This is a genomic window from Ramlibacter henchirensis (assembly GCF_004682015.1).
Lineage (GTDB): Bacteria > Pseudomonadota > Gammaproteobacteria > Burkholderiales > Burkholderiaceae_C > Ramlibacter > Ramlibacter henchirensis.
In genome coordinates, this window is record NZ_SMLM01000001.1 from 2375576 (window position 1) to 2396822 (window position 21247).

Sequence of the window (21247 nt, forward strand, 5' to 3'; positions counted from 1 at the left end):
GCCGATGCAGTGGCTCGACGCGCTGTGCGCCGGCGGCGTCCCGGCGCTGCCGGCCACGCCCGTACTGGTCGTCGTGGCCCATCCGGATGACGAGACGGTCGGCGCCGGATCGCGCCTGCCGCGCCTTCGCCACGCGACGTTCATCTATGTCACGGACGGTGCGCCGCTGGATGGGCGGGATGCCGCACACCACCGTCTCACGGTCGACGCGTACCGCGAGCTGCGACTTCGCGAACGTGCGGCCGCGCTGTCCCGGTGCGGCATAGCCGAGTCGCAGATCATCGACATCGGCTGCCCGGACCAGCAGGCGGCACGCCGCTTGCCGCAGTTGGCCATCGAAATCGCCCGGTGGCTGAAGCGCCGCCGTCCAGATGTATTGCTCACGCACCCGTACGAAGGCGGGCACCCGGACCACGACGCCACTGCGTTCGCGGTCCACGCGGCGGCGGCGCTGCTGCGCCGGCAGGGCGAGCCGGTGCCGGCCGTGGTGGAGATGACGTCCTATCACCGCGGCCCTTCGGGGCTGCAGACCTGCGTGTTCCTGCCGGATGCCGTGGCGGATCGCGAGCAGGCGGCGGTGGTGCTCGATCCGCAGCAGCGCGCGTTCAAGCGCTCGCTGCTGGACTGCTACGCGACGCAGCGCGATACGCTGGACCAGTTTGCGCTCGACGTGGAGCGATTCCGTCCCGCGCCGGCCTACGACTTCCGCGCCGAGCCGCACCCCGGTCCGCTGTTCTACGAGCAGCATGCGTGGGGCCTGTCCGGAGCGCAGTTCCGGGAACTCGCCGCACAGGCAATGACGCAACTCGGGCTGGAGGGCGAGCTGTGAGCCTGAGCGTGCTGAGCGTCGGCTATCCGTTCGCCTCGGTGGGCGCGGACGCGGTGGGGGGCGCCGAGCAAGTGCTGGCGCAGCTGGACGCGGCCCTCACGGCCGCCGGGCATCGGTCGCTGGTGATCGCGCCCGAGGGGTCCGAAGTGCAGGGCACGCTGGTCGGCTCGACGCCGGTGCGGGGACCGGTGACGCAGGCGCGGCGCACCGCCGCCTGGGCCGAGCACCGCCGGCTGATCGATGCCGTGCTCGACCGCGATTGCGTGGACGTCGTGCACCTGCATGGCATCGACTTCGCCGAATACCTGCCGGCCAGCGAACGCGCGCGGCTGCTGGCGACGCTGCATCTGCCGCCATCGTGGTACCCGGCGCGCGTGTTCGAAGACGGGCGGCGCGATCTCACGCTGCAGTGCGTCTCGCAGCGGCAGCGCCTGTCCTGTCCGGCCGGCGCGGGGATGGGACCCGTGATCGAGAACGGGGTCTCGGTCGAGTCGCTCGCGTCGCGCGCACGCAAGCGGCATTACGCGATGGCGCTGGGCCGCATCTGCCCGGAGAAGAACCTGCACACGGCGCTGGATGCGGGGCGGCTCGCGCGCGTGCCGGTGCTGATCGGCGGCCAGGTCTATCCCTACGAATCGCATGAGCGCTACTTCCGTGACGCGGTGCTGCCGAGGCTCGACCGGCGCTGCCGCTTCCTCGGTCCGCTGGGGTTCCGGCGCAAGCGGCGCCTGCTCACCGCGGCGCGCTGTCTCCTGCTGCCGACGCTGGCGCCCGAAACCAGCTCGCTGGTCGCGATGGAGGCGATGGCCTGTGGCACGCCCGTGGTGGCTTATCCGAGCGGCGCGCTGCCCGACATCGTCGAGCACGGCGTCACCGGATGGCTGGTGCGCAGCGCACAGGAGATGGCCGACGCGATCGCGGCGTGCGAAGAGCTGGACCCGCAAGCCTGCCGTGCGGCCGCGCGCGAGCGCTTCTCGCTGCAGCGCATGGTGGAGGGCTACTTCAGTGCTTACCGGCAGCTTGCCCGGGGCGTCCAGCTGGCGCGCTGAGGCTGCCGCGACGCCGGTCTGCTGCGAGGCCGTCACCAGCCTGGCGGCGCTGGAGCGGCTGACGCCCGAGTGGGAAGCCCTGTGGCGTCGCGCGCGGGCCTCGCCCTGCCAATCGCCCGCGTGGCTGTTGCCGTGGTGGAAGCATGTGGGACGCGGCGTGCTGGCGAGCGTCGCGCTGCGGTCCGCGGAGAACGGCGAGCTGGTCGGCTTCGCGCCGCTGTACGTCTACACCGATGCGCAGTCGAAGAAGCGGCATCTGTTCCCGCTGGGCATTGCGACGACGGACCGGCTCGACATGCTCGTGGCGCCCGGCTGGGAGCCTGGCGTCGGGCGCGCACTCGTGGACCACCTCGTGGACCGCGGCGACGAGTGGGACCTGCTGGAAGCGCCCCAGCTTCCGGGCGGCTCCGCACTGGGTGCGCTGGCCTGGCCTGCGCGCTGGCGCCGCGAGTTGCGCGCCGCCGATCCGAACCCGGTGCTGCCATTGCCGGCGGCTGTGCCGGGACCGATGGCGCGCAATCTCGCGTACTGCCGGCGACGCGTCCAGCGCGAAGGCAGCGTCGCCTACGAGTCTGCCGATGCGCAATCGCTGCCCGACCTGCTCGACGCACTCGACCGCCTGCACGCGCGACGCTGGGCCGGGCGCGACGAGCCCGGCGTGCTGCGCGGGGAGGGCGTGCTCGAGTGGCACCGCGAGGCGGCGCCGCTGTTGCTCGAGCGTGGTCTGCTACGGCTCATTGCATTGCGTATCGACGGCCGCGTGCTGGCCGTTCTTTATGGCCTTGCCGATCCGCCCTGGGTCGCGCGCCGCCGCTGGTCGTACTACATCGGCGGCTTCGATCCGGACGCGGCGTCGCTCAGCCCGGGCACGCTGCTGGTCGGGCACGCGATCGGGCAGGCCCAGGCCGAAGGCGCGGCGCTGTTCGATTTCCTGCGCGGGACCGAGCCGTACAAGCAGCGCTGGGGCGCCGAGCCCGAAACGATGTGGACGCTGCGTGTCGGGCGGGAGTCAGTGTGAGCTGGAGGCGAACGCGGCGTCGGGTTTGACTCGGCGCAGCAGCGCCATCATCTCGCGCTCGATCCGCTGCAGGGCCTCGGGCGTGTGGCCTTCGAAGCGCACCGTGAGCACCGGCGTGGTGTTCGACGCGCGCACCAGGCCGAAGCCGTCCGGCCAGTCCAGCCGCAGTCCGTCGATCGTGCAGACCTGCGCACCGTGGGGAGCGTTGTGGCCCGCGAGCGCCGCCAGTTCGGCGGCGACACGGTGCGCCTCGCCTTCGGCGCAGGGCACGTGCAGCTCCGGCGTCGAGCAGCTCGTGGGCAGCGCCTCCAGCACGGCGCCCAGATCGTCGTGGCGCGAGAGGATCTCCAGCACGCGCGCCGCGGCGTACGTGCCGTCGTCGAAGCCGTACCAGCGCTCGTTGAAGAACAGGTGCCCGCTCATCTCGCCCGCGAGCGGCGCGCCCAGTTCGAGCATGCGGTCCTTCAGCAGCACGTAGCCGCTGCGGTCCATCACCGGCCGGCCGCCCGCGGCGGCGATGGCCTCGGGCAGCCGCTGCGTCGACTTGACGTCGAACACGATGGGCGCGCCCGGGTGCCTCGACAGCACGTCTTGCGCCAACAACATCAGCTGACGGTCGGGCCAGATGATCTGGCCGCTTCGCGTCACGACCCCGAGGCGATCGCCGTCGCCGTCGAGCGCCAGGCCGAGGTCGGCGCCGGTCTGCTGCACCGTCGCGATCAGGTCGCGCAGGTTCTCGGGCTTCGCCGGGTCGGGGTGGTGGTTCGGAAACGTGCCGTCCACTTCGGTGAACAGCTCCACGACATCGCAGCCGATCGCGCGCAGCACCTGCGGCGTGAATGCGCCGGCCACGCCGTTGCCGCAATCGATCACGACCTTCAGCGGGCGGGCCAGCCGCACATCGCCCGCGATGCGGTCGATGTATGCGCCCGCGATGTCGGCCTGCCGCGGCTGGCCGGCCGCCGATGCCGGCTTCCAGTCCTCGCGCTCGATCACCTGCCTCAGCTGCTGCAGCGCCGGGCCATGCAGCGTGCGGCCCGCCAGCAGCAGCTTGAAGCCGTTGTCGTCGCGCGGGTTGTGGCTGGCCGTGACCTGGATGCCGCTGCGCGCCAGCGTGGTGGCGGCGAAATACAGCATCGGCGTGGTGGCCAGGCCGATATCGACCACGTCGAGTCCGCCCTCTGCGAGCCCGCGCATCAGGGCGCTCGCGAGCGCCGGGCTGCTCACCCGCCCATCGCGCCCGACCACGACCGTGCGCTCTCCCTGCGCAAGTGCCTCGCCCGCAAACGCGCGGCCGATGGCGTACGCCAGCGGTTCGTTCAACGTGGCCGGCACCGTGCCGCGGATGTCATAAGCCTTGAAGACGCTGGCGGTGACTTTCATGCGCGGTTTGAGCTGGGGGGCTATGCGGCCCGGAACACCTGCGCCAGCTCGAACGGCGATGTCACCTCGAGCTGGTCGTAGCGGCAGTCCTGCGGCGGCTTGTCGGGCCGCCAGCGCAGGAAGGTGGTCGCGTGCCGGAAGCGCTCACCCTGAAGATGGTCGTACTTGACCTCACAGACCCGCTCGGGGCGCAGCGGCTCCCAGCTCAGGTCCTTGCCACCGCTCCAGCGAGACTTGGCGCCGGGCATCCGGTCGACGTCCCCCACGCTGGCCTGTGCCCAGTCGCGCCACGGATGGTCGGCCATTGCGTTCTCGCGCAGCGGCGCGAGTTCTTCGAGCAGCTGGCGCCGCATCGCCATCGTGAACGACGACGTCACGCCCACGTGCTGCAGCACGCCGGATTCGTTGTAGAGGCCCAGCAGCAGCGAGCCGACCGCATCCTGCGTGTCCTTGTACCAGCGAAAGCCCGCCACCACGCAATCGGCCGTTCGCGCATGCTTGATCTTGAACATCGCGCGCTTGCCGGGCTGGTAAGTCGCATTCGCGGGCTTGGCGACCACACCGTCCAGGCCCGCGCCTTCGAAGCGCTGCAGCCAGTCCTGCGCCTGCGCGCGGTCGGTGGTGACCGGCGTGAGGTATAGCGGCGGCCTGGCCTGGCCGAGCAGGCGCTCCAGCCGCACGCGACGCTCCTGCTGCGGCAGCTCCGTGATCGGCTTGCCGCCGGCGGCCAGCAGGTCGAAGGCGACGAAGCCGGCCGGCGTCTCCTTCGCGAGCCTGGAGATGCGCGAGGCGGCCGGGTGGATCCGCTGCTGCAGCGCGTCGAAGTCGAGGCCGCGCGGACCGACGACCACGATCTCGCCGTCGAGGATGCAGCCCTTGGGCAGCTGCTCGGCGAGCACTTTCTCCAGCTCGGGGAAGTAGCGGTTGAGGGGCTTGAGGTCGCGGCTCTGGATCACCACGCCGTCCGCGTCGCGGAACACCAGGGCGCGGAAACCGTCCCACTTGGGTTCGAAGAGGAAACCGTCGCCGGTGGGCAGCTCATCGGCGATCTTCGCCAGCATGGGTTCGATCGGGGCGGAGAACGGCTGCGCGGCGGGCATGGGGCTTTGTACCGCAGGGAGGCCCGGCCGTGGGGCGGCTCGTATAATCACGCCCATCCGAGGAGCGTTGCAGCACCCGTCGCGGTGTGAGGCTCGGAACCTACAGCAACGACGCTCACCCACTGTCCTGTGAGGTGAGTTCCCCCAGGCAGTGGTTGACCCGAAACACAGCTTTTGGAGCATCCATGAACGCCGTTCTCAAGCCCAACCGCGCACAAGACTGCGCCATCGCCGACCTCTCGCTGGCCGACTGGGGCCGCAAGGAAATCCGCATCGCCGAGACCGAGATGCCGGGCCTGATGGCCATCCGCCAGGAATTCGCGAAGAGCCAGCCGCTCAAGGGTGCGCGCATCACCGGCTCGCTGCACATGACGATCCAGACCGCGGTGCTGATCGAGACGCTGCAGGCGCTTGGCGCGCAGGTGCGCTGGGCCTCGTGCAACATCTTCTCCACCCAGGACCATGCCGCCGCGGCCATCGCCGCCGCCGGCACGCCGGTGTTCGCCGTCAAGGGCGAGTCGCTGGAGGACTACTGGGACTACACGCATCGCATCTTCGAATTCGGCGCCAAGGGCGGCGAGCACGAAGGGCCGAACATGATCCTGGACGACGGCGGCGACGCCACGCTGCTGATGCACCTGGGCCAGCGCTGCGAGCAGGACCTGTCGCTGATCGACACCCATTCCAGCGAGGAGGAGCGCATCCTCTACGCCGCCATCCGCAAGAAGCTCAAGGAAGACCCGACCTGGTATTCGCGCAAGGCGAAGGAGATCATCGGCGTGACGGAAGAAACCACGACCGGCGTGCACCGCCTGCAGGACATGGCCAACAAGGGCCTGCTGAAGTTCCGCGCGATCAACGTCAACGACTCGGTCACCAAGAGCAAGTTCGACAACCTGTACGGCTGCCGCGAATCGCTGGTGGACGGCATCAAGCGCGCCACCGACGTGATGGTGGCCGGCAAGGTCGCCCTCGTGTGCGGCTACGGCGACGTGGGCAAGGGCAGCGCCCAGGCGCTGCGTGCGCTGTCGGCCCAGGTGTGGGTGACCGAGATCGACCCGATCAACGCGCTGCAGGCCGCGATGGAAGGCTACCGCGTGGTGACGATGGACTACGCCGCCGACAAGGCCGACATCTTCGTCACCGCGACGGGCAACCGCGACGTCATCACCTACGCCCACATGGCGAAGATGAAGGACCAGGCCATCGTCTGCAACATCGGCCACTTCGACAACGAGATCGACGTCGCGACGATCGAGAAGAAGTGCAAGTGGGAAGAGATCAAGCCGCAGGTCGACCACGTGATCTTCGAGGACGGCAAGCGCATCATCCTGCTGGCCAAGGGCCGCCTGGTGAACCTGGGCTGCGCGACCGGCCACCCGAGCTACGTGATGTCCTCCTCCTTTGCCAACCAGACGCTGGCGCAGATCGAGCTGTTCACCAAACCGCAGGCCTATGAAGTGGGCAAGGTGTACGTGCTGCCCAAGCACCTCGACGAGAAGGTCGCGCGGCTGCAGCTGTCGAAGCTCGGCGCCCAGCTGACCGAGCTGACGGAGGCGCAGGCGGCGTATATCGGGGTGAACAAGGCCGGTCCGTACAAGGCGGACACGTACCGGTATTGATGCATCTTCTCCCTCCCCCTCGGGGGGAGGGTTGGGGTGGGGGCGCTCCGGTGCTCGCTCATGCACCGAGTTTGTACAGCCGCCGTGCGTGCCCCCACCCCGGCCCTCCCCCGGGAGGGGAGGGAGGAATACATTCAATGCGAGCCGACCAGCTCCTCGTCGAACGCGGCCTCGCCGCCACGCGCTCGCAGGCGCAGCGCCTGATCTCGTCCGGCCTGCGCTGGCGCGACGCGCGGGGCTGGCATGCGGTGGCCAAGAACGGTGACGAGGTGCCGGCCACAGCCGAGCTCGAGTTGCTCGACGACGCGGAGGCGCGCTATGTCTCTCGCGGCGGGCTCAAGCTCGAAGGCGCGTTGCTATCGGCGGGCATCGATTCCGGCGGACTGCGCTGCCTCGATGTGGGCCAGTCCACCGGCGGTTTCACCGACTGCCTGTTGCAGCGCGGCGCGGCGAAGGTGGTCGGGGTCGACGTCGGCCACGGTCAGTTGCACGAAAGGCTGCGGACCGATCCGCGCGTCGTCTGCCTGGAGAAGGTGAACGCGCGAGAGCTCGATGCGGCGATGCTGCGGCAGGCCGGTGTCGAGGCGGGCTTCGACCTCGTCGTCGGCGACCTGTCGTTCATCTCGTTGACGCTGGTGCTGCCCGTGCTCGCGCCGCTGCTCGCGGCCGGCGGGCGGCTGCTGATGCTGGTCAAGCCGCAGTTCGAGCTGCAGCCCGGCCAGCTGGGCAAGGGCGGCATCGTGCGCGATGCTTCGCTCTATCCGCAGGTGGAGCGGCGCATCCGCGATGCGTGCGCCGCCTGCGGCCTGGAGGTGCTGGGCTGGGTCGACAGCCCGATCGCGGGCGGCGACGGCAACCGCGAATTCTTCGTCCATGCAAGGAGGGGTGCATGAAAAACAAGCTACCGATCAGCCTGGAGTTCTTTCCGCCCAAGACCGAGGAGGGCGCGGTGAAGCTGCGCGCGGCGCGGCAGAAGCTGTATGCGCTGCAGCCCGAGTTCTGCTCGGTCACGTTCGGCGCGGGCGGCTCGACGCAGGAAGGCACGCTGCAGGCGGTCAAGGAGATCATGGCCGAGGGCTGCCCGGCCGCGCCGCACCTGTCGTGCATCGGCCAGACGCGCGAGAGCATCCGCGAGCGGCTGGTCGCGTATGCCGCGGCGGGCGTCCAGCGCATCGTCGCGCTGCGGGGCGACCTGCCCAGCGGCTATGGCCTCGGCGGCGAGTTCCGCTACGCCAGCGAGCTGGTGGCCTTCATCCGCAGCGAGACGGGGCGGCAGTTCCAGCTCGAAGTCGCGGCTTATCCCGAGGTGCATCCTCAGTCGAAGTCGCCTGATGCCGACATCGCCGCCTTCATCGCCAAGGTGGAAGCGGGCGCGGATGCGGGCATCACGCAGTACTTCTTCAATGCGGATGCGTACCTGCGCTATGTCGAAGAGCTGCGCAAGCGGGGCGTGTCGGTGCCGGTGGTGCCGGGGATCATGCCGATCACCAGCAGCAGCCAGCTGCTGCGGTTCTCGGACGCGTGCGGGGCGGAGATCCCGCGCTGGATCCGGCTGCGCCTGCAAGGCTTCGGCGACGACAGCGAGTCGATCAAGGCGTTCGGGCTGGACGTGGTCACCGCCTTGTGCGAACGGCTGCAGGCCGAGGGTGCGCCGGGCATCCACTTCTACACGATGAACCAGGCCGCGGCCACGCTGGAGATCTGCCGGCGATTGGGTCGATGAGGAGCGGTTTGCTGCGGTTGCCGGCGGCGCTCGTGCTGGCGGCAGCTTTGTCGGGCTGCGCGATTCCGCTGCCGCACACGGTGGACGAAGAGACGCAGGAGGCGGTGCAGGAGGCTGTTCCGGAATCAGTCTCTCCGTCCGTCGGCGCCGAGCTGCAGCGCGGCATCGCGTCCTGGTATGGCCTCCCCTTTCACGGGCGGCGCACGGCGAGCGGCGAGCGCTTCGACATGACCGCGATGACCGCCGCCCATCCCACGCTGCCGTTCGGAACGCACGTGAAGGTGCGCAGCCTGGAGAACGGGCGCGAGGTCACGGTGCGCATCAACGATCGGGGACCGTTCACGAAAGGCCGCATCATCGACTTGAGCCATGCGGCCGCGAGGGCGATCGGCCTGCTCAGCCGCGGGACCAAGGCGGTGTCGCTGTCGGTGGTCGAGCCGCGCGACGCTATCCGCTGACGGGACCGCCGCTTCAGGCGCCGGATTCCAGCACCTGCCCCTTGCCGCGTCCGCGGCCGAGCGCTTGCAGCAATTGCGGCAGCGCCGCCTGCAGGGCCGGCTTGAGCGTGTGGGGCGGGTTCAGCACGAACAGGCCGCTGGCCAGCAGGCCCGGCCGGTGCGGCTCGCCGGCTACATGCGGCTCGTCTTCCTGGCCGATCGCCAGGCTCGCGTGCAGCCAGGGCTTGCGCGCCTGCTGGGCCACGGTCTTGAGGCGCCGCGGCAGCTCGTGGGCTTCGGGCCGCGGGATCACGGGGTACCAGATCGCGTAGGTGCCGGTGGCGAATCGCTGCAGGCTGTCCTTCAGCGAGGCGACGACCTTGCCGTAGTCGCTCTTGATCTCGTAGCTCGGGTCCATGAGGACCAGCGCGCGGCGCGACGGCGGCGGCAGCAGCGCCTTGAGCGCCTCGAAGCCGTCGGCGCGGTCCATCGTGACCTGCCGGCCCGCGCCCAGTTGCGCCACGTGGCCGGCCAAGGCCTTGCTGTCGCTCGGATGCAGCTCGAAAAGCTTGAGCTTGTCGCGCGTTTGCTCGCGCAGCAGGCGCTGTGCGAGGAAGGGTGAGCCGGGGTAGATGCGCAGCTGGCCTTCGCGGTTGAAGCCGCGCACGAGCTCTAGGTAGTCGGCGATCGCCGGGGCCAGCGGCTGGCCGTCGATCGTGTTCTGCGTGCCGGCCACTTCGGCCAGGCGCAGCACGCCGTGGGCGGCCTCGCCCGAGGTGCCCGCGTAGTCGCTGTCCAGGCGGTACAGACCGGCGCCTGCGTGGGTGTCGATCACCCAGAGCGCCGTCTCCTTCACCGTGAGGTGCCGCAGGATGGACACGAGCGCCACATGCTTGAAGACGTCGGCGTGGTTGCCGGCGTGGAAGCCGTGGCGGTAACTGAACATCCCGTTATCGTACCCGCCGCCCCTGCCCGGCCTTGTGGTAAGTCCTTGATTTATCGTAGAATCACAGGCTTTCCGCAGCGCCAAGCGGCCCCGCGGCGGAAATCGGAAGTCGCACACGGCCTGACCGCGTGCGACGGGCGCCGAAATCGCCCTTCCGGTACTCCCACCTAAGAGGTTCCCGGCAGAGGAACACCGACCGTGGAAAAGGGCCCTTCAAGCCACTTTCTCGAAAGCCTTCAAATGAAAACGTTCAGCGCCAAACCCGCTGACGTGAAGCACGAGTGGTTTGTGATTGACGCCACCGACAAGGTGCTCGGTCGGGTTGCCAGCGAAGCAGCCCTCCGTTTGCGCGGCAAGCACAAGGCCATCTACACGCCTCACGTCGACACGGGCGACTACATCGTCGTCATCAACGCCAGCAAGCTGCGCGTCACCGGTTCCAAGGAACTGGACAAGATGTACTACCGCCACTCGGGCTTCCCGGGCGGCATCTACGCCACCAACTTCCGCGACATGCAGGCCAGGCATCCCGGCCGCGCGCTCGAGAAGGCCGTCAAGGGCATGCTGCCCAAGGGGCCCCTGGGCTACGCCATGATCAAGAAGCTGAAGGTGTACGGCGGGGCGGAGCATCCGCACACCGCCCAGCAACCGCAGCCGCTGGAAATCTGAGGAGGCCAGGAATGATTGGTGAATGGAACAACGGCACCGGCCGCCGCAAGAGCAGCGTGGCCCGTGTCTTCCTGAAAAAGGGCAGCGGCAAGATCACGGTCAACGGCAAGGACATCGAACAGTTCTTCGGCCGCCAGACGTCGATCATGATCGCGCGCCAGCCCCTGTTGCTGACCAACCACGCCGAGACGTTCGACATCATGGTCAACGTGCACGGCGGCGGTGAGTCCGGCCAGGCCGGGGCGGTGCGCCACGGCATCACGCGCGCGCTGATCGACTATGACGCGGCCCTCAAGCCGCAGCTGTCGGCCGCCGGCTTCGTCACTCGCGACGCGCGCGAGGTCGAGCGCAAGAAGGTCGGCCTGCACTCCGCGCGCCGCCGCAAGCAGTTCAGCAAGCGCTAAGCTTTCCTCCCGTTACAAAGCCGCACAAGGTTCCTTGTTGCGGCTTTGTCGCTTTTCAGGGCATGCTCGGCCCCTAGCTCATGCGTTGGAAGTTGCTACGCCGCCGGTTGACGATCAGCGCCCCCGAGGTCGCGGTCCGAAGCGCCACGCCCTGGCCCCTGCGATGGGCCGGTGCCGCCCTCGGCCTGGGATTCTGCGCCGCCATCTCCCTCTGGGCCTTCGAGAAGGGCAAGGACCTTGCCGGACTCGACAACGGCGGCATCCATGAAGAGCTGGTCGCGCTGCGTGACGAGGTCGGCCGCCTCAAGCAGGAGCGCGACAAGGCGCAATCCGCGGTCAACACATCCGGCAGCCTGATCACCGCCGAGCGCGCCGCGCAGGAGCGGCTGGCCGTTCAGATCCGCACGCTCGAGGCCGAGAACCGCGCGTTGCGCGACCAGCTCGGCTTTTTCGAGAAGCTCATGCCCGCTGGCGGCGCCGAGTCGCTGGCCATCCGCGGCCTGCAGGCCGAGGTGCTCGGCGGGCAGTTGCGCTGGCAGGTGCTGGTCATGCAGCCCGCCAAGCACGCGAGCGAATTCAAGGGCAAGCTGCACGTCACCGTCGCCGGCACCCTCGCCGGCAAGCCCTGGACGATGGACCTCCCGGACAGCCCGCACGACCTTCGATTCCGCCAATTCCGCCGCCTGGAGGGAATGGTCGATCTGCCTGAACAGGCCGTGGTACAAAACGTGTCGGCGAAGGTGGTGGAAGGGTCCGCCACCCGAGCAGTGCAGAGCATCAAGCTCGGCGCTTGAGACAAGACACCACGGAGGAGTTCACGCAATGTTCGGCAAGAAGGCCCAGCCGCCCATCAAGAGCCTCATCGCCCACGGCACCCGGGTCGAAGGCAACCTGAAGTTCACCGAAGGCCTGCGGGTCGACGGCGAGGTGGTGGGCGACGTCCGCGCGTTGACGGAAGAGCCGAGCATGCTCGTGATCTCCGAAGCTGCCGTGGTGCAGGGCGAGATCCACGCCGACCACGTCATCGTCAACGGCACCGTACGCGGCCCGATCTTCGCCACCGAGCTGCTCGAGCTGCAGCCGAAGGCCTGCATCGAAGGCGACGTGTCCTACCGGTCCCTTGAGATGCACCAGGGCGCCGTCATCTCCGGACAGTTGAAGCCGCTGCCCGTGAGCGAGGAAAAGCCCTTACTGAAGCTGGCGGCAAACAACTGAGAGCCTGAATTCCCGAGGCTTTTGCCCTACCATTTCCCCTCTTGTAGAGGAATAGCCCATGAGCGCCGCAGCCCAAACCATCCAGACCGAAATGCCCGCCCCGCTGGTCTTCACCGACAGCGCCGCGGCGAAGGTGGCCGACCTCATCGCCGAGGAAGGCAACCCGGACCTGAAGCTGCGCGTTTTCGTGCAGGGTGGCGGCTGCTCCGGGTTCCAGTACGGCTTCACGTTCGACGAGATCGCCAACGACGACGACACCGTGATGACGAAGAACGGCGTCTCGCTGCTGATCGATGCGATGAGCTACCAGTACCTGGTCGGCGCCGAGATCGACTACAAGGAAGACCTGCAGGGCGCGCAGTTCGTGATCAAGAACCCGAACGCCAGCACCACCTGCGGCTGCGGTTCCAGCTTCAGCGTCTGACGCTCAGGCCGGCCAGATTCCCCCCAGCACACGGGCGCCTCGGGCGCCCGTGGTGCTTTTGAGATCCAGCGGTTCGCGCCGCACCGCCTTGCGGGCCAGCCACGCGAAGGCGGCGGCTTCCACCTGCAGCGGCGGCAGGCCGGCATCGGCGCTGGACACCACCTGCGTCCCCGGCAACAGGGCCTGCAGGCGGCGCATCAGGTGCGTGTTGAGCGCGCCGCCGCCGCAGACGATCAGGCGCGCCAGTTTCGGTTCGTGGCGCATCACGTTGTCGCTGCAGGCGCGGGCGGTGAGTTCGGCCAGCGTGGCCTGGACCTGCTGCGGCGGCAGGCTCGCGAACTTCGCCAGGCGTTGCTGCAGCCAGGGCTCGTTGAAGAGATCGCGGCCGGTGCTCTTGGGCGGGGCCTTGGCGAAGAAGGGCTCGGCCAGCAGCGTCTGCAGCAGCTTCTGGTCCGGCACCGCGCCGGCCGCCCAGGCGCCCTCCGCGTCGTAGGGCCGGCCCAGGTGCCGCTGGCACCAGGCGTCCATCAGGCCATTGCCGGGCCCGCAGTCGAAACCCAGCATCGAACCGTCGGCCCGCAGCAGCGAGAGATTGGAGATCCCGCCGATGTTGAGCACGCCGATCGTTTCGCCCGCGCGGCCGAACAGCGCTCGGTGGAAGAAGGGCGCCAGCGGCGCGCCTTGCCCGCCCGCAGCGACATCGCGGCTGCGGAAATCGGCCACCACGTCGATGCCGGTCAGCTCCGCGAGCAGGGCGGGCTGGCAAAGCTGCACGGTGTAGCCGGGGCCGTCGAACTCCTGCGGCCGGTGCCGCACGGTCTGTCCATGGGCGCCGATCGCGCGCACGTCAGCGAGGGCAACGCCGGACGTTGCGAGCAGCTGGTGGACGACGCCGGCATAGACTTTCATCAGCGCATTGCCCGCGAGCTGGGCGCGATGGATTTCGTCAGGTCCGGACTGGTTGAGCGCCAACAGCTCCGACTTCAGGCGTGGATCAAACGGGGCGCTCGCATGCCCGAGCACCCGCAGTCCATCAGAGAAGTCCGCCAGCACGCCGTCGACCCCGTCGAGCGAAGTGCCCGACATGAGGCCGATGTAGCGTTCGGACATCCGGTGGGGCCTGCCCAGCGGCCGATCACTCGGCGCTGGCGACGGTGGCCAGCGCGGCGGCGGAGAGCTGCGCCCGCATCGAGCGCGCCAGGCGCTCGAAGGACGGACGCGAGGCGGCGGTGAGTTGCACGTTCTGGTGGCGCCTAGCCACCTGCACCGGGTCCTGGTGCGCGCCGTTGACGCGGAACTCGAAGTGCAGGTGCGGACCCGTCGCCCAGCCCGTGGCGCCGACGGCCCCGACACGCTGGCCCTGCGAAACCGCCTGCCCGAGCCGCACGTCGATGCGGCTGAGGTGCGCGTACAGGGTCTGGTCGCTGTTGTTGTGCTTCACGATCACGACGTTGCCGAAGCCGTTCTGCACGCCGGCGAATTCGACGATGCCGTCACCCACGGTGCGCACCGGGGTGCCGCTGGGCGCGCCATAGTCCACGCCCAGGTGGGCACGCCAGCGCTGCAGGACCGGATGGAAGCGCATCGCGAAGCCGCTCGTCACGCGCGAGAACTCCATCGGCGACGCCAGATAGGAGCTCGTCAGGCTCTTGCCGTCGAAGGTGTAGTAGCCGCCCTTGCTGCCCGCCTCCTGGAACCAGACGGCGTGCAGCGTCTTGCCGTTGTTGACGAACTCGACCGACAGCACGCGACCGGTGCGCAGCGGCTCGCCGTCCGCCTCCAGCGCTTCGTAGACGACGCTGAAGCGATCGCCCTTGCGCAGGCCGCGGTGGAAGTCGATGTCGGCGGAGAAGATGTCGGCCACCTGCACCGCGATCTCGTCGGGGATGTGCGATTCGTCGACCGCCGCGAAGAGCGAGCTGCGGATGGTGCCGCTGCCCAGTCGCACCGAGGGCGCCAGCGGCGCGGATTCCATGCGCGTGGCGAAGCGGCCGTCGGCCTGACGCTGGACGACGAGGCGTCGGAACTGGCCGGAATCGTCGTTCACCCAGCGGGCCGTCAACCCCGCCAGGCCATGCTGCTCGGTGGCTTCGGCGCGCACCGTGCGGCCGGGGCGACCGAGCAACTGGGTGCGAACGGTGGCGTCCTGCCGCAGGTAGGCGGCGGCTTCCGCGTCGTTGACGCCCAGGCGCGCGAGCAGCGACTCGACCGTGTCCGTCGGACGGACGACGTCGGAGCGATAGAGATTGAAGACATGGGCGTCCAGCGCTTCGGCCTGCTCGGACAGCGAGGCGGGTTGCACCGTCTCCAGCACTTCACGCACCGGCAGGGCGGAAGCATCCGGGCCGAAGGAAGCAACGGCGAACGCGCCTCCGCCGCCGCCCAGAAGGATCGCGGCGAGCAACGCCGTGAGCTTGCGCGGATGCTGCTCCAGCACTCCGGCGGCAATGGACAGAGCCCGTTCTGCCGCGATCGTCAACGTGTTTTTCTTCACCTCAGGTCCTCGTTGCTGGGCCCGCGGCAGCGCCGGCAGGTTGCCCCCCTCGGGCGGTGGCGGGGATGCCTCTGATGGGCGTCTTTAGAATCAACCCGGCCACGAAAGTGGGCGCAGTATAGAACGGTGACAACCGGTCGAATCAGTAAATTACCGTGACGAATCAACAGCTTGTAACTGATGCTCATCCAGTGAGCGATGCCGTGCAGGAAGCCATGGCGGTGTCGCTGCGGGGATGCGATGAGCTCATCCCGCGTGAGGAATGGCAGCGCAAGCTGGCCCGCTCGGAGGCGACGGGCGTTCCACTCCGTATCAAACTCGGGCTTGACCCTACCGCGCCGGACATCCACGTCGGCCACACGGTCGTGCTCAACAAGATGCGCCAGCTGCAGGACCTCGGGCACACGGTGATCTTCCTCATCGGTGACTTCACCTCGATGATCGGCGACCCGTCCGGCCGCAACACCACCCGCCCGCCGCTCACGCGCGAGCAGATCCAGGCCAACGCCGAAACCTACCGCGCCCAGGCCTACAAGATCCTCGACCCGGGCCGCACCGAGCTTCGCTACAACAGCGAGTGGAGCGACCCGCTGGGCGCGCGCGGCATGATCCAGCTCGCGGCCAGGTACACGGTGGCGCGGATGATGGAGCGCAACGACTTCCACGAGCGCTACAAGGCCGGCAACTCGATCTCCATCCACGAGTTCCTCTACCCCCTCATGCAGGGCTACGACTCGGTGGCATTGAAGAGCGACCTGGAGCTCGGCGGCACCGACCAGAAATTCAACCTGCTGATGGGGCGGCACCTGCAGCAGGAATACGGGCAGGAGCCGCAGTGCATCCTGACCATGCCCCTGCTCGAGGGCCTCGACGGCGTCGAGAAGATGAGCAAGAGCAAGAACAACTACATCGGCATCACCGAGGACGCCAACACCATGTTCGCCAAGGTGATGTCGATCTCCGACACGCTGATGTGGCGCTGGTACACGCTGCTGAGCTTCCGCTCCGAAGCCCGGATCGCCGCCCTCCAGCGCGAGGTGCAGCAGGGCCGCAACCCGCGTGACGCCAAGGTGATGCTGGCCAAGGAGATCACCGCCCGCTTCCACGACGCGGCCGCGGCCGACGCCGCCGAGCAGGATTTCGTCAACCGCAGCAAGGGCGGCATCCCCGACGACATCCCGGAGCTCTCCTTGTCGGGCGCGCCGCTGGTCATCGGCGCGCTGCTCAAGCAGGCCGGCCTGGCGCCCTCCACCAGCGAGGCCAACCGCCTGATCGACGGCGGGGGTGTGCGGGTGGACGCTTCGACCATCAGCGACAAGGGGCTGAAGCTCGCTGCCGGCACCTACGTGCTGCAGGTCGGCAAGCGCAAGTTCGCCCGTGTGACGCTGGCCTGACGCGTCGGCGCGCCGGACCGCCGCTGTCACACAATCGCGCGCATGAGCCTCGCCGAGCGCGCCAGCGCGATCCCGCCGCAGACCTGGCTGAAGGTCTCGGTCGCCGTCGCGGCGCTGACCATCGCGCTCAAGACGCTGGCCTGGTGGTTCACGGGCTCGGTCGGCCTGCTGTCGGACGCGATGGAATCGCTGGTCAACCTGGCAAGCGCCGCCTTCGCCCTGTTGATGGTGCGGGTGGCGCGGCGGCCCGCCGACGCGGACCATCCCTATGGCCACCACAAGGCCGAGTACTTCTCCTCCGCGTTCGAGGGGCTTGCGATCATGGTCGCGGCCGTGGCCATTCTCTGGACGGCGATCCCGCGCTTTTTCGAGCCGCAGCCGCTGGAGCAGCTCGGGCTGGGCCTGGCGCTGTCGGTGCTGAGCTCGGTCGTGATCGCGGCGCTGGCCTGGGCGATGCTGAAGTCGGCCGCGCGGCACCGTTCGATGGCGGTGGAGGGCGACGCCCGCCACCTGCTGACCGACGTGTGGACTTCGGCCGGGGTGGTCGTGGGGGTCGGACTGGTCGCGTTGACGGGCTGGCTGTGGCTGGACCCGGCCGTGGCGGTGGCGGTCGCGCTGAACATCCTGCGCGAGGGCGCCAACCTGGTGTGGCGATCGTCCCAGGGCCTGATGGACAAGCGGGTCGAGCGCAGCGTGCAGGCCGAGATCGCGAGAGTGCTCAAGGGCTTCGAGCATCCGGCCATCCGCTTCGACCACATCACCACGCGCCGCTCGGGCAGCCGCCGCTTCGTCGACCTGCACATGCACATGCCCGCGCACTGGACGCTGCGGCGGGCGGCCGCCGTGCGGGCTTCGGTCGAGCAGGCGCTGATGAGCGCCGTCCCGGGCCTGCGGGCGACCATCCAGCTCCTGCCCAGCGACGTGGAAGCGCATTTCGAGGATGAGGAGGACCTGATTTGATCGGGCTGGTGCAGCGAGTGAGCCAGGCGAAGGTGGTGATCGACGGCCGCACCGTCGGCGAGATCGGGCCCGGGTTGCTGCTGCTGGTCTGCGCCGAGCGCGGTGACGCTGAAGCGAAGGCCGACAAGCTGCTGGCCAAGTTGCTGAAGCTGCGGATCTTCCCCGACGAGCAGGGCAAGATGAACCGCAGCGTGCAGGACACGGGCGGCGGTCTGCTGGTGGTCAGCCAGTTCACGCTGGCGGCGGACACTTCGGGCGGCAATCGTCCCAGCTTCGGGAATGCCGCGCCGCCGGAAGTAGGGCGGCGGCTGTACGACTACTTCGTCGCGAAGGCGCGCGAGGCGCATCCGATCGTGCAGACGGGGGAGTTCGCGGCGGATATGAAGGTGCACCTGGTCAACGACGGGCCGGTGACGATCCCGGTTTACGTGCGCTGATGGAGGGAGTCTCAGTACGGATTCGGGAAACCGAGCGCGCCCATCAGGAGGACTTCCAGCGCCTCCATCTCCATCGCATCGCGCTCACTCGTCTCATGGTCATACCCCTGCGCATGCAACGTCCCATGCACCAGCAGATGCGCGTAATGCGCCACCAGCGGCTTGTCCTGCTCACGTGCCTCGCGCTCGACCACCGGCGCGCACAGCACCAGGTCGGCGCTGACCACCGGCTCGCGCGTGTAGTCGAACGTCAGCACGTTGGTGGCGTAGTCCTTCCCCCGGTACTGGCGATTGAGCGCACGCCCTTCGGCTTCGCCGACGATGCGCACGGCGATCTCCGCGGGACTACGCAGCGCCATGGCCATCCAGCGCTTCACCTTTGCCGGCGGCAGCAACGAGCGGTGCGCGGCGCTCCCGGCGAACTCGCCGAACTGCAGGTCCAGCTGCAGCTCAGCGGGCGGCATCGGTCTTGCGGGCCGCGTCGTACGCATCCACGATGCGCGCCACCAGCGGATGCCGCACCACGTCGGCGCTGGTGAAGCGGGTATGGGCGATGCCCTTGACGCGCTTGAGCACGCGCTCGGCGTCGATCAGGCCGGACAGCACGCCCTTGGGCAGGTCGACCTGGCTGATATCGCCCGTCACCACGCACTTGCTGCCGAAGCCGATGCGGGTCAGGAACATCTTCATCTGCTCCGGCGTGGTGTTCTGGGCCTCATCGAGGATGACGAAGGCGTTGTTCAGCGTGCGGCCGCGCATGAAGGCGAGCGGCGCGATCTCCAGCGCGTTGCGCTCGAAAGCCTTGGTGACCCGGTCGAATCCCATCAGGTCGTAGAGCGCGTCGTAAAGCGGCCGCAGGTATGGGTCGACCTTCTGCGTGAGGTCGCCGGGCAGGAACCCCAGCTTCTCGCCCGCTTCGACCGCGGGCCGCGTGAGCACGATGCGCTGCACGCTGCTGCGCTCCAGCGCGTCGACCGCGCAGGCCACGGCCAGGTAGGTCTTGCCGGTGCCGGCCGGGCCGATGCCGAACGTGATGTCGTGGCTGGCGATGTTGTCAAGGTACACGCTCTGGTTGGGCGTGCGCGCCTTCAGGTCGGTGCGGCGCGTGTGCAGCACCAGCGCGCCTTCCTCGTCCTCGTCCATCGCCTGCTCGCCGGCCACCATCAGCTGCACCTTGTCGGGCGAGATGGGTCGCTGTGCGATCTCGTACAGGGCCTGCAAGACGTCCATCGCGCGCTGCGCCCTGGCCTTCGCGCCTTCCACCTTGAACTGCTCCTGTCGCCGGGTGATCTTCACCTGCAGCGCGGTTTCCAGGGTTCGCAGGTGTTCGTCGGTGGGGCCGCACAGGTGCGCCAGGCGGGTGTTGTTGGGCGGCGTGAAGGCGTGGCGCAGGATCAAGCTGATAATCCGTGGAGCTCAAGGAGGGCCCGCGAGGGCCGGGACCGGGAATGATAGGCAGATTGAACGGAACGCTGGCCGACAAGAACCCGCCGCAGGTGCTGGTGGATTGCCAGGGCGTCGGCTACGAGGTGGACGTTCCCATGAGCACCTTCTACAACCTTCCGGGCGTGGGCGAGCGCGTGTCGCTGCTCACGCACTTCGTCGTGCGCGAGGACGCGCAGGTGCTGTTCGGTTTCGGCAGCGCCGGCGAACGCGAGGCGTTCCGCCAGCTGATCCGCATCTCCGGCGTGGGGCCGCGCACCGCGTTGTCGGTGCTCAGTGGCATGAGCGTCGCCGAGATCGGGCAGGCGGTCACCGCGCAGGACGCTAGCCGCCTGGTCAAGGTGCCCGGCATCGGCAAGAAGACCGCCGAGAGGCTGCTGCTGGAACTCAAGGGCAAGATCGGCGCCGACCTCGGCGCGCCCGCCGGCGCCGCGTCGCCCGCGAGCGATTCCCAGACCGACATCCTGCAGGCCCTGGTGGCCCTGGGCTACAGCGACAAGGAAGCGCAGGCCGCCGTCAAGGCGCTGCCGCCGGACGTGGGCGTGAGCGAAGGCATCAAGCTGGCGCTCAAGGCGCTGGCGCGGTGAGCACCCGATGACGATCAAGACCGACGACTTCGGCCTGCCGCCGCCGCAGCGCGTGGTGTCGGCGGCGCCCGCGTCGCCCAACGAGGAAGCCATCGAGCGGGCCCTTCGGCCCAAGCTGCTGACCGAGTACGTCGGCCAGGCCCGCACGCGCGAGCAGCTGGAGATCTTCATCGGCGCGGCGAAGAAACGCGGCGAGGCGCTGGACCACGTCCTCCTGTTCGGCCCGCCGGGCCTCGGCAAGACGACCCTGTCGCACATCATCGCGCACGAACTCGGCGTGAACCTGCGCCAGACCTCCGGCCCGGTGCTGGAAAAGCCCAAGGACCTGGCGGCGCTGCTCACCAATCTCGAGAAGAACGACGTGCTCTTCATCGACGAGATCCACCGCCTGTCGCCGGTGGTCGAGGAGATCCTCTACCCCGCGCTGGAGGACTACCAGATCGACATCATGATCGGCGAGGGCCCCGCCGCGCGCTCGATCAAGCTGGACCTGCAGCCCTTCACGCTCGTCGGCGCCACCACGCGCGCCGGCATGCTCACGAACCCGCTGCGCGACCGCTTCGGAATCGTCGCGCGGCTGGAGTTCTACACGGCGGAAGAACTCACGCGCATCGTCCGGCGCAGCGCCGCGCTGCTGCAAGCGCCGATCGACGACGAGGGCTCGGCCGAGATCGCCCGCCGCTCGCGCGGCACGCCCCGAATCGCCAACCGCCTGCTGCGCCGCGTGCGCGACTACGCCGACGTGAAAGGCTCCGGCCGCATCACGCAGGACATCGCGCACAAGGCGCTGGCCATGCTCGACGTGGACCCGCAAGGGTTCGACGTGATGGACCGCAAGCTGCTGGAGGCGGTGATCCACCGCTTCGACGGGGGCCCGGTGGGCCTGGACAACATCGCGGCCTCGATCGGCGAGGAGCGCGACACCATCGAGGATGTGATCGAGCCGTATCTGATCCAGCAGGGTTATCTGCAGCGCACGCCGCGGGGACGGGTGGCGACGCTGGCGGCTTTCCGGCATTTGGGGGTCGCGCCGCCTCGGAGTGATGGGGAGCTGTTCGGGGGGTGATCAACACCGCGAGGGCTCGGCGTCCGCGCGTGCCCTCACCCCAGCCC

The 21247-nt window shown here is 68.9% G+C and carries 24 protein-coding genes and 1 riboswitch; of the genes, 17 read left to right on the forward strand and 7 right to left on the reverse strand.

What is annotated here, in order from left to right; genetic code table 11:
* Positions 1–4 precede the first annotated feature (4 nt).
* Genes EZ313_RS11705 through EZ313_RS11715 form a run of 3 tightly spaced genes read left to right on the forward strand, consistent with a single transcriptional unit; the run spans position 5 to position 2896 of the window.
* The gene (locus EZ313_RS11705) at positions 5–829 is read left to right on the forward strand and encodes a PIG-L deacetylase family protein (RefSeq protein WP_167772565.1); all 825 of its coding nucleotides are present in this window, start codon (positions 5–7) and stop codon (positions 827–829) included.
* On the forward strand, positions 826–1878 hold the full coding sequence (locus EZ313_RS11710) for a glycosyltransferase (RefSeq protein ID WP_135263316.1): 1053 nt from the start codon (positions 826–828) through the stop codon (positions 1876–1878). Before EZ313_RS11705 ends, EZ313_RS11710 begins: the two co-directional genes overlap by 4 nt.
* Positions 1835–2896, forward strand: coding sequence for a GNAT family N-acetyltransferase (locus EZ313_RS11715; RefSeq protein ID WP_135263317.1), 1062 nt, complete (start codon positions 1835–1837; stop codon positions 2894–2896). The genes EZ313_RS11710 and EZ313_RS11715 overlap by 44 nt, the downstream gene beginning before the upstream one ends.
* Here EZ313_RS11715 and EZ313_RS11720 read toward each other — a convergent pair.
* Both EZ313_RS11720 and EZ313_RS11725 read right to left on the reverse strand, forming a co-directional pair.
* Positions 2888–4279, reverse strand: coding sequence for a phosphomannomutase/phosphoglucomutase (locus EZ313_RS11720; RefSeq protein WP_135263318.1), 1392 nt, complete (start codon positions 4277–4279; stop codon positions 2888–2890). The two genes, EZ313_RS11715 and EZ313_RS11720, sit on opposite strands and share 9 nt — an antisense overlap.
* A gap of 20 nt (positions 4280–4299) precedes the next feature.
* Positions 4300–5379 (reverse strand): ATP-dependent DNA ligase, encoded by a 1080-nt coding sequence (locus tag EZ313_RS11725; RefSeq protein ID WP_135263319.1) that lies wholly within the window; start codon positions 5377–5379, stop codon positions 4300–4302.
* Positions 5380–5432: 53 nt separating this feature from the next.
* A riboswitch (S-adenosyl-L-homocysteine riboswitch) is annotated at positions 5433–5503 on the forward strand.
* 61 nt (positions 5504–5564) lie between these two features.
* Here EZ313_RS11725 and ahcY point away from each other — a divergent pair.
* The 4 genes from ahcY to EZ313_RS11745 all read left to right on the forward strand — a co-directional run bounded on the left by ahcY (position 5565) and on the right by EZ313_RS11745 (position 9182).
* Positions 5565–7001, forward strand: a complete 1437-nt coding sequence (gene ahcY, locus EZ313_RS11730) for an adenosylhomocysteinase (protein ID WP_135263320.1) — start codon at positions 5565–5567, stop codon at positions 6999–7001.
* A 137-nt stretch (positions 7002–7138) separates the two neighbouring features.
* Positions 7139–7894 carry a TlyA family RNA methyltransferase gene (locus EZ313_RS11735; RefSeq protein ID WP_135263321.1) on the forward strand — a complete coding sequence of 252 codons (756 nt, stop codon included), beginning with the start codon at positions 7139–7141 and terminating at the stop codon, positions 7892–7894.
* Positions 7891–8724 carry a methylenetetrahydrofolate reductase [NAD(P)H] gene (gene metF / locus EZ313_RS11740; RefSeq protein WP_135263322.1) on the forward strand — a complete coding sequence of 278 codons (834 nt, stop codon included), beginning with the start codon at positions 7891–7893 and terminating at the stop codon, positions 8722–8724. Before EZ313_RS11735 ends, metF begins: the two co-directional genes overlap by 4 nt.
* Positions 8721–9182 (forward strand): septal ring lytic transglycosylase RlpA family protein, encoded by a 462-nt coding sequence (locus tag EZ313_RS11745; RefSeq protein ID WP_135263323.1) that lies wholly within the window; start codon positions 8721–8723, stop codon positions 9180–9182. The genes metF and EZ313_RS11745 overlap by 4 nt, the downstream gene beginning before the upstream one ends.
* 13 nt (positions 9183–9195) lie before the next feature.
* Here EZ313_RS11745 and EZ313_RS11750 read toward each other — a convergent pair whose 3' ends face one another.
* A complete protein-coding gene (locus EZ313_RS11750; protein ID WP_135263324.1) occupies positions 9196–10107 on the reverse strand; it encodes a 23S rRNA (adenine(2030)-N(6))-methyltransferase RlmJ in 912 nt (303 codons plus the stop codon).
* A 240-nt stretch (positions 10108–10347) separates the two neighbouring features.
* Between EZ313_RS11750 and rplM the strand changes: the two genes are divergently transcribed.
* The 5 genes from rplM (at position 10348) to erpA (ending at position 12819) form a co-directional block, all read left to right on the forward strand.
* Entirely contained in the window at positions 10348–10776 is a 429-nt protein-coding gene (gene rplM, locus EZ313_RS11755; protein ID WP_135263325.1) for a 50S ribosomal protein L13, read from the forward strand.
* Between the two features lie 11 nt (positions 10777–10787).
* Positions 10788–11180 (forward strand): 30S ribosomal protein S9, encoded by a 393-nt coding sequence (rpsI, locus tag EZ313_RS11760; protein ID WP_135263326.1) that lies wholly within the window; start codon positions 10788–10790, stop codon positions 11178–11180.
* Positions 11181–11260: 80 nt separating this feature from the next.
* Positions 11261–11974, forward strand: coding sequence for a DUF6776 family protein (locus EZ313_RS11765; RefSeq protein ID WP_135263327.1), 714 nt, complete (start codon positions 11261–11263; stop codon positions 11972–11974).
* Positions 11975–12002: 28 nt separating this feature from the next.
* The gene (locus tag EZ313_RS11770; RefSeq protein WP_135263328.1) at positions 12003–12395 is read left to right on the forward strand and encodes a bactofilin family protein; all 393 of its coding nucleotides are present in this window, start codon (positions 12003–12005) and stop codon (positions 12393–12395) included.
* A 58-nt stretch (positions 12396–12453) separates the two neighbouring features.
* Positions 12454–12819 (forward strand): iron-sulfur cluster insertion protein ErpA, encoded by a 366-nt coding sequence (gene erpA, locus EZ313_RS11775; RefSeq protein ID WP_135263329.1) that lies wholly within the window; start codon positions 12454–12456, stop codon positions 12817–12819.
* A 3-nt stretch (positions 12820–12822) separates the two neighbouring features.
* On the opposite strand, the gene EZ313_RS11780 is transcribed toward erpA, so the two are convergent.
* Together EZ313_RS11780 and EZ313_RS11785 are read right to left on the reverse strand one after the other, a co-directional pair.
* On the reverse strand, positions 12823–13929 hold the full coding sequence (locus EZ313_RS11780; protein WP_135263330.1) for an anhydro-N-acetylmuramic acid kinase: 1107 nt from the start codon (positions 13927–13929) through the stop codon (positions 12823–12825).
* A gap of 25 nt (positions 13930–13954) precedes the next feature.
* Positions 13955–15313 (reverse strand): M23 family metallopeptidase, encoded by a 1359-nt coding sequence (locus tag EZ313_RS11785; protein WP_240788593.1) that lies wholly within the window; start codon positions 15311–15313, stop codon positions 13955–13957.
* A 215-nt stretch (positions 15314–15528) separates the two neighbouring features.
* Between EZ313_RS11785 and tyrS the strand changes: the two genes are divergently transcribed.
* From tyrS to dtd, 3 genes are read left to right on the forward strand one after another with little or no spacing between them, the layout of a single operon-like run.
* Positions 15529–16707: a tyrosine--tRNA ligase gene (gene tyrS, locus EZ313_RS11790; protein ID WP_135263653.1), complete on the forward strand. Its 1179-nt coding sequence runs from the start codon at positions 15529–15531 to the stop codon at positions 16705–16707.
* A 42-nt stretch (positions 16708–16749) separates the two neighbouring features.
* Positions 16750–17667: a cation diffusion facilitator family transporter gene (locus EZ313_RS11795; protein WP_135263331.1), complete on the forward strand. Its 918-nt coding sequence runs from the start codon at positions 16750–16752 to the stop codon at positions 17665–17667.
* Entirely contained in the window at positions 17664–18104 is a 441-nt protein-coding gene (gene dtd, locus EZ313_RS11800) for a D-aminoacyl-tRNA deacylase (protein ID WP_135263332.1), read from the forward strand. Before EZ313_RS11795 ends, dtd begins: the two co-directional genes overlap by 4 nt.
* An 11-nt stretch (positions 18105–18115) precedes the next feature.
* Here the strand turns inward: dtd and ybeY are convergent, their stop codons facing one another.
* Together ybeY and EZ313_RS11810 are read right to left on the reverse strand one after the other, a co-directional pair.
* Entirely contained in the window at positions 18116–18568 is a 453-nt protein-coding gene (ybeY, locus tag EZ313_RS11805; protein ID WP_135263333.1) for an rRNA maturation RNase YbeY, read from the reverse strand.
* Positions 18555–19502: a PhoH family protein gene (locus tag EZ313_RS11810; protein WP_135263334.1), complete on the reverse strand. Its 948-nt coding sequence runs from the start codon at positions 19500–19502 to the stop codon at positions 18555–18557. The genes ybeY and EZ313_RS11810 overlap by 14 nt, the downstream gene beginning before the upstream one ends.
* A 50-nt stretch (positions 19503–19552) precedes the next feature.
* Here EZ313_RS11810 and ruvA point away from each other — a divergent pair, with 50 nt between their 5' ends.
* Both ruvA and ruvB read left to right on the forward strand, forming a co-directional pair.
* Positions 19553–20134, forward strand: a complete 582-nt coding sequence (ruvA, locus tag EZ313_RS11815; protein ID WP_135263335.1) for a Holliday junction branch migration protein RuvA — start codon at positions 19553–19555, stop codon at positions 20132–20134.
* Between the two features lie 7 nt (positions 20135–20141).
* Positions 20142–21200 (forward strand): Holliday junction branch migration DNA helicase RuvB, encoded by a 1059-nt coding sequence (ruvB, locus tag EZ313_RS11820; protein ID WP_135263336.1) that lies wholly within the window; start codon positions 20142–20144, stop codon positions 21198–21200.
* Positions 21201–21247 lie beyond the last annotated feature (47 nt).